Source organism: Pseudonocardia hydrocarbonoxydans (assembly GCF_006539565.1).
Taxonomy (GTDB): domain Bacteria; phylum Actinomycetota; class Actinomycetes; order Mycobacteriales; family Pseudonocardiaceae; genus Pseudonocardia; species Pseudonocardia hydrocarbonoxydans.
The window spans coordinates 1-6619 of the sequence record NZ_BJNG01000002.1; the positions used below are offsets into that span (position 1 = coordinate 1).

Consider the following 6619-nt stretch of genomic DNA (forward strand, 5'->3'; position numbering starts at 1 on the left):
CCGCCCGCCAGCGCGCCGAGCGGGAGGCCGCGTCGGCGCGCGAGCAGGCGTCGTCCTCGGTGGCGGCGCCGCCCCGGGCGGGCGCGGGCGCGGTGCAGCGGGTGATCGACCGGGCCGTCTCGCAGATCGGGGTGCAGTACGTGTGGGGCGGCGGCAACGGCCGCGGCGCCACGACCGGCATCCCCGGGCCCGCCGGCGACCCCGGCGACCGTGTCGGGTTCGACTGCTCCGGGCTGATGCTCTACGCGTTCAACGGGGCGGGGGTGTCGCTGCCGCGGGTCAGCCGCAACCAGTTCAACGCCGGGCGCAAGGTCCCGATCTCCCAGTTGCAGCCCGGCGACATGGTGTTCTACCGGAAGGGCCGCGCCCCGATCCACCACGTCGCCATGTACATCGGCGACGACCGCATGATCGAGGCCCCCTACACCGGGGCGAACGTGCGGATCGTGCCGCTGCGGCGCAAGGACCTGGTCGGCGAGGCCACCCGGGTGCTGTGACACCCGGCGTGGACCCATCGCCCGGACCCACGGCCCGCTCACGGCCCGCTCACGGGCGATGCGGTGAGATGTCCGCGTGAGCGCCCCGGAACCCAGCAGCCCCGCCCGTGAGGGCGAGCGCCTCGAGCGCGTCGTCCTGGAGATCAAGCGGGTGATCGTCGGGCAGGACCGCCTGGTCGAGCGGATGCTCGTCGGGCTGCTGTCCCGGGGCCACCTGCTGCTCGAGGGCGTGCCCGGCGTCGCGAAGACGCTCGCGGTGGAGACCGTGGCCGCGGTCGTCGGCGGGACGTTCTCCCGGCTCCAGTTCACCCCCGACCTGGTGCCGGCCGACATCCTGGGCACCCGCATCTACCGCCAGGGCCGCGAGGAGTTCGACGTCGAGCTAGGCCCGGTCGTGGCCAACTTCGTGCTCGCCGACGAGATCAACCGCGCCCCGGCGAAGGTGCAGTCGGCGATGCTCGAGGTGATGGCCGAGCGGCACCTGTCCATCGGCGGGAAGACGTTCCCGATGCCCGACCCGTTCCTGGTGCTCGCCACGCAGAACCCGATCGAGAACGAGGGCGTCTACCCGCTGCCCGAGGCGCAGCGCGACCGCTTCCTGTTCAAGCTGATCGTGGAGTACCCGAACGTCGAGGAGGAGCGCGAGATCGTCTACCGGATGGGCGCCGAGCCCCCGGTGGCCCAGCAGGTGATCGACCCGGCGGAGCTGGTGCGCCTGCAGCAGGTCGCCACGACGGTGTTCGTGCACCACGCGCTCGTCGACTACGTGGTGCGCCTGGTCGTCGCCACCCGCACGCCCGCCGAGCACGGCCTGTCCGACATCGCGGGCTGGGTGTCCTACGGCGCGTCCCCGCGCGCCACGTTGGGCATCGTCGCGGCCGCGCGGGCGCTGGCGCTGCTGCGCGGGCGCGACTACGTGCTCCCGCAGGACGTCCTCGACGTCGCCCCGGACGTGCTCCGGCACCGCCTCGTGCTGTCCTACGACGCCGTGGCCGACCAGGTGCCGATGGACCACATCATCTCCCGGGTGCTCGCCACCGTGCCGCTGCCGCAGGTCAGCGCCCGGCCGGCGCAGCAGTACACCTCGGCGTGAGCTCCCCGGCCGCCGCCCGACGCACGCCGACCGCCCCGCCGTCGTTCCGGGACGGGCGGATGGAGGCGTCGCTGCGGCAGCTGGAGCTGGCCGTGCGCGGCCGGCTCGACGGGCTGCTGCAGGGCAACCACCTCGGCCTCGTCCCGGGCCCGGGCAGCGAGCCGGGGGAGGCGCGCGGCTACCAGCCCGGCGACGACGTGCGCCGCATGGACTGGGCCGTCACCGCCCGCACCACGCAGCCGCACGTCCGGGAGACCGTCGCCGACCGCGAGCTGGAGACCTGGGTCGTGCTCGACCTGTCCCCGAGCCTGGACTTCGGTACCGCGTCGTGCGAGAAGCGCGACCTGGCCATCGCCGCGCTGGCGGCCGTCACCCACCTGACGCGCGGGGGCGGCAACCGGATCGGGGTGCTGGCCGCCACCGGCGACTCCGTCGTGCGCGTCCCCGCCCGGGGCGGCCTCGCGCACGCCCGCGGGATGCTGCGCCGGGTCGCGGGGATCCCGCGGACGCCCGAGGGCACCCGCGGCGACCTGGCCGCCGCCGTCGAGCAGCTGCGGCGCCCGCCGCGCCGCCGCGGGCTGGCGGTGGTCATCTCCGACTTCCTGGGCGAACCCGACTGGGAGCGGGCGCTGCGGGCGCTCTCGACGCGCCACGACCTGCTCGCCGTCGAGGTGCTCGACCCTCGCGAGCTGGAGCTGCCCGACGTCGGCACGGTCGTGCTGGCCGACCCGGAGACCGGGCGCCAGCGCGAGGTCACGACCACCCCGCTGCTGTGCCGGGAGTTCGCCGCCGCCGCGGCGGCCCACCGCGACACCGTCGCCGCCACGCTGCGCCGCTGCGGGGCGGCGCACCTGACGCTGCGCACCGACTCCGACTGGATCGCCGACGTCGTGCGCTTCGCACTGGCCCGCAAGCGGGCCTGGTCCGGCGGGGGGCGGTAGCGGTGTTCTCCGCACCCTGGTGGCTGTTGCTGCTCGTCGTCGTCGCGGTGCTCGCGGCGGGGTATGTCGTGCTGCTGCAGCGCCGCCGCCGCGACGTCGTCCGCTTCACCAACCTGGAGCTGCTCGACCGCGTGGCCCCGCAGCGTCCCGGCTGGTACCGGCACCTGCCGGCCGTCGCGCTGATCACCTCGCTCGCCCTGCTGACGATCGCGCTGGCCGGCCCGCTGGCCGAGGCGCGGGTGCCGCGCAACCGCGCCACCGTGGTGCTGGTGATCGACGTGTCGCTGTCGATGCAGGCCGCCGACGTCGAGCCGAGCCGGCTCGCCGCCGCCCAGTCCGCGGCGAAGGACTTCGCCGACCAGCTGACGCCGGGGGTCAACCTCGGGCTGGTCGCGTTCGCGGGGACCGCGGCCGTGCTGGTCTCGCCGACGGTGGAGCGCGACCCGGTGAAGCGGGCGATCGACGGGCTGCGGCTGTCGGAGTCGACGGCCACCGGGGAGGCCATCTTCGCCGCGATGCAGTCGGTCGAGACGTTCTCGCAGGCCATCGCGGGCACCGGCGAGGAGGGTCCGCCACCGGCCCGGATCGTGCTGATGAGCGACGGCAAGCAGACCGTGCCCGACTCGGCGACGGGGGCGCCCGAGGAGGAGCCGCGCGGCTCGTTCACCGCCGCCCGGGCCGCGGCCGAGGCCGGCATCCCGGTCTCGGGGATCTCCTTCGGCACCCGCTACGGCACGATCGAGCTGGAGCCGGGGGCCGATCCTGTGTCGGTAGCGGTCGACGACGCCTCGATGCGCACGATCGCCGAGCTCTCGGGCGGGCAGTTCTTCACCGCGGCCAGCGAGGAGGAGCTGCGGCAGGTGTACTCCGAGCTGGGCGAGCAGATCGGCTACGAGGTGCGCCGCGTCGACACGAGCCGCCCGTGGCTCGCGGGCGGGGTGCTGCTGCTGGTGGTCGGGGTGGGGGCCGGGCTGGTGCTCGGCCGCCGCCTGCCCTGACTGTCCCATCCGCCCTGACCCATCCGCCCCGACCCGTCTGCCCCAGCTCACACGGGGCGGGTCGTCGAGGCCACCAGCCGCCGGACCGCGTCGCCGTCGCCGGTCACCGTCAGCGCCCCCGCCGCCACCGCCCGGTCGAACGCCTCCGGGCCGCCGGTCAGGCCGTCGAGGTCGTCGCCGGTGACCACGGCGTCGGGTGCCTGCGCGGGGGCCCCGCGGGCCAGCTCCCACAGCTCCCCGTCCACGACGACCACGCGGTAGGCCTCGCGGTCCGTGCGCACCTCCACCACGGCGTCCCACCCGGGGGTGCGGGCGAAGAACGTGCGCAGGCCGAGCAGGACGGAGTCGGCGCTCACCGGGCCCGTGCGCGGCCGGGGCGAGGCCATGCCCCACGCGGCGAGCGCCCGGAACACCGGTTCGAGCCCCGCCCCCCACGGGCTCAGCGCGTAGACGCCGCCCCGGTGCTCCAGCACCCCGCCCGTCACCAGGTCGCGCAGCCGCTGGGACAGCACGCTCGGCCCGATCCCGGGCAGGGCGGCGGCGAGATCGCGGTAGCGGCGCGGGCCCAGCCGCAGCTCGCGGACCACCAGCAGCGACCACCGGTCGCCGACGGCGTCGAGGGCGTGGGCGACGGGACAGGCCTGACCGTAGGTGCGCACGCCCACTCCTTGTACGAAAATCGTAGTGACTGCTACGTTCATCGTAGTCGATGGACGGAGGAGCCGACATGTCGATCACCGAGACCCGGGTCGCCACCGCGGGGGCCGAGCTGTGCGTGCAGACCTTCGGAGACCCCGCCGACCCGGCGCTGCTGCTGGTCACCGGCGCGGCGTCGTCGATGGAGTGGTGGGAGGACGGGTTCTGCGCCCGCCTGGCCGCGGGCGGCCGGTACGTCGTGCGCTACGACCAGCGCGACACCGGCAGCTCGACGTCGTGGCCCGCGGGGGCGCCCGCGTACACCGGGGCCGACCTCACCGCCGACGCCCTCGGCGTCCTGGACGGGCTGGGTATCGCCGCGGCGCACGTCGTCGGCATCTCGATGGGCGGGGGCATCGGTCAGGAGCTGGCGCTGCACCACCCGGAGCGGGTGGCCACCCTGACCCTGCTCTCGACCACCCCCGTCGGCCCCGCACCCGCCGACCGGCCCGCCCTCCCCGGCATGCGCGAGGACGTGGCGCGGTCCTTCGCCGAGCCGTCGCCCGACCCCGACTGGAGCGACCCCGCGGCGGCCGTCGCGGCGTTCGTCGACGGCGAGCGGCTCTTCCACGGCACCCTGCCCTTCGACGAGGAACGGATCCGCGCGATCGCCGCCCGCGTCGTCGCCCGCAGCACCGACATCGCCGCGACCATGACCAACCACTGGATCCTCGACGGGGGCGGGCCCGACGGGGTGGCGGTCGCCGCGATCTCCGCCCCGACGCTGGTGCTGCACGGCACCGAGGACCCGCTGTTCCCGATCGACCACGGCGAGGCGCTGGCCGCGGAGATCCCCGGCGCCCGCCTCGTGCCGCTGCCCGGGGTCGGCCACCAGATGCCGCCGCCCGCGATGTGGGACGTGGTGATCAGCGAGATCCTGGGACACACGTCCGGTTAGGGTGTCGCCCGTGTCGAGAACAGTGCTGGTGACCGGAGGAAACCGCGGGATCGGGCTCGCGATCGCGCAGGCGTTCGCGGAGCAGGGCGACCGGGTGGCGGTGACGTACCGCAGCTCGGTCGAGGGGCTGCCCGACGGGCTGTTCCCGGTGCGGTGCGACGTCACCGACGCCGCGGACGTCGACGCCGCGTTCACCGCGGTGGAGGCCGAGCTGGGACCGGTCGAGGTGCTGGTGTCCAACGCCGGGATCACCGACGACGGCCTGCTCATGCGGATGAGCGAGGACTCCTTCACGAAGGTGGTCGACGCCAACCTCACCGCGGCCTACCGCGTCGCCAAGCGCGCCACCCGCGCCATGCTCAAGGCCCGGGCCGGCCGGATGATCTTCGTGTCCAGCGTCGTCGGGCTCACCGGGTCGGCCGGTCAGGTCAACTACGCGGCCTCGAAGTCCGGGCTAGTCGGGCTGGCGCGGTCGGTGGCCCGCGAGCTGGGGTCGCGGGGGATCACCGCCAACGTCGTGGCGCCGGGGTTCGTCGACACCGACATGACCCGCGCCCTGCCCGACGCCCGCCGCACCGAGATCCTCGGCCAGGTGCCGCTGGGTCGGTACGCCAGCGTCGAGGAGGTCGCCTCGGTCGTCACCTGGCTCGGCTCGGCGGGTGCGGGATATGTGACCGGCGCCGTCATCCCGGTCGACGGCGGACTGGGAATGGGGCATTAGGTTGACGGACATGGGTCTCCTCGAGGGCAAGAAGCTGCTCGTCACCGGCGTGATCACCGACGCCTCGCTCGCGTTCCACGCGGCGAAGGTGGCACAGGAGCAGGGCGCCGACGTCGTCCTCACCGGGTTCGGGCGGATGCGCCTGGTCGAGCGCATCGCGCAGCGCCTGCCGAAGCCGGCGCCCGTCGTCGAGCTCGACGTGAGCGACCAGTCCCAGCTCGACTCGCTGGTCGAGCGGCTCGCCGAGCACACCGACCGCCTCGACGGCGTGCTGCACTCGATCGGCTTCGCCCCGGCGTCCTGCCTGGGCGAGGGCGCCTTCCTGAAGGCCCCCTGGGAGGACGTCGCCACGACGATCCAGGTGAGCGCGTACTCGTTCAAGTCCCTGGCCGTCGCCGCGCTGCCGCTGATGGGGCCGGGCGGCTCGATCGTGGGCATGGACTTCGACAACCGCCAGGCCTGGCCCGCCTACGACTGGATGGGCGTGGCGAAGTCGACGCTGGAGTCGGTCACCCGCTACCTGGCCCGTGACCTGGGCCCGCAGGGCATCCGGGTCAACCTCGTGGCCGCGGGGCCGGTGAAGACCATGGCCGCCAAGTCGATCCCCGGCTTCGCCGCGTTCGAGGACGCCTGGGACGGCCGCGCGCCGCTGGGCTGGGACGTGGGCGACCCGGTGCCGGTGGCGAAGACCGTCTGCGCGGTGCTGAGCGACTGGCTGCCCGTCACGACCGGCTCGATGGTGATGGCCGACGGCGGGTTCCACGCGATCGGGGTC

General features: G+C 74.7%; 8 protein-coding genes. 7 read left to right on the top strand and 1 reads right to left on the bottom strand.

Annotation, left to right across the window (positions count from 1 at the left end):
- The 4 genes from PHY01_RS01235 to PHY01_RS01250 all read left to right on the top strand — a co-directional run.
- On the top strand, window positions 1-497 hold a 497-nt coding region (locus tag PHY01_RS01235; RefSeq protein WP_141276321.1), incomplete at its 5' end, for a C40 family peptidase.
- A gap of 76 nt (window positions 498-573) precedes the next feature.
- Window positions 574-1590, top strand: coding sequence for an AAA family ATPase (locus PHY01_RS01240; protein ID WP_141276322.1), 1017 nt, complete (start codon window positions 574-576; stop codon window positions 1588-1590).
- Window positions 1591-1649: 59 nt separating this feature from the next.
- On the top strand, window positions 1650-2531 hold the full coding sequence (locus PHY01_RS01245; RefSeq protein ID WP_141276328.1) for a DUF58 domain-containing protein: 882 nt from the start codon (window positions 1650-1652) through the stop codon (window positions 2529-2531).
- A 2-nt stretch (window positions 2532-2533) separates the two neighbouring features.
- Entirely contained in the window at window positions 2534-3529 is a 996-nt protein-coding gene (locus tag PHY01_RS01250) for a VWA domain-containing protein (protein WP_370467351.1), read from the top strand.
- A 47-nt stretch (window positions 3530-3576) separates the two neighbouring features.
- Here PHY01_RS01250 and PHY01_RS01255 read toward each other — a convergent pair whose 3' ends face one another.
- Window positions 3577-4188, bottom strand: coding sequence for a winged helix-turn-helix transcriptional regulator (locus PHY01_RS01255; RefSeq protein ID WP_218029964.1), 612 nt, complete (start codon window positions 4186-4188; stop codon window positions 3577-3579).
- A 68-nt stretch (window positions 4189-4256) separates the two neighbouring features.
- Here PHY01_RS01255 and PHY01_RS01260 point away from each other — a divergent pair, with 68 nt between their 5' ends.
- The 3 genes from PHY01_RS01260 to fabI form a co-directional block, all read left to right on the top strand.
- Window positions 4257-5123 (top strand): alpha/beta fold hydrolase, encoded by an 867-nt coding sequence (locus PHY01_RS01260; RefSeq protein WP_218029965.1) that lies wholly within the window; start codon window positions 4257-4259, stop codon window positions 5121-5123.
- Window positions 5124-5133: 10 nt separating this feature from the next.
- On the top strand, window positions 5134-5844 hold the full coding sequence (gene fabG, locus PHY01_RS01265; RefSeq protein WP_141276325.1) for a 3-oxoacyl-ACP reductase FabG: 711 nt from the start codon (window positions 5134-5136) through the stop codon (window positions 5842-5844).
- Window positions 5845-5854: 10 nt separating this feature from the next.
- On the top strand, window positions 5855-6619 hold a 765-nt coding region (gene fabI, locus PHY01_RS01270), incomplete at its 3' end, for an enoyl-ACP reductase FabI (protein WP_141276326.1).

What these genes read in the sequence shown, in the direction of transcription:
- PHY01_RS01245 (WP_141276328.1), top strand. Translation starts at nt 1,650, where the DNA reads ATGGAGGCGTCGCTGCGGCAGCTGGAGCTGGCCGTGCGCGGCCGGCTC.
- PHY01_RS01260 (WP_218029965.1), top strand. Translation starts at nt 4,257, where the DNA reads ATGTCGATCACCGAGACCCGGGTCGCCACCGCGGGGGCCGAGCTGTGC.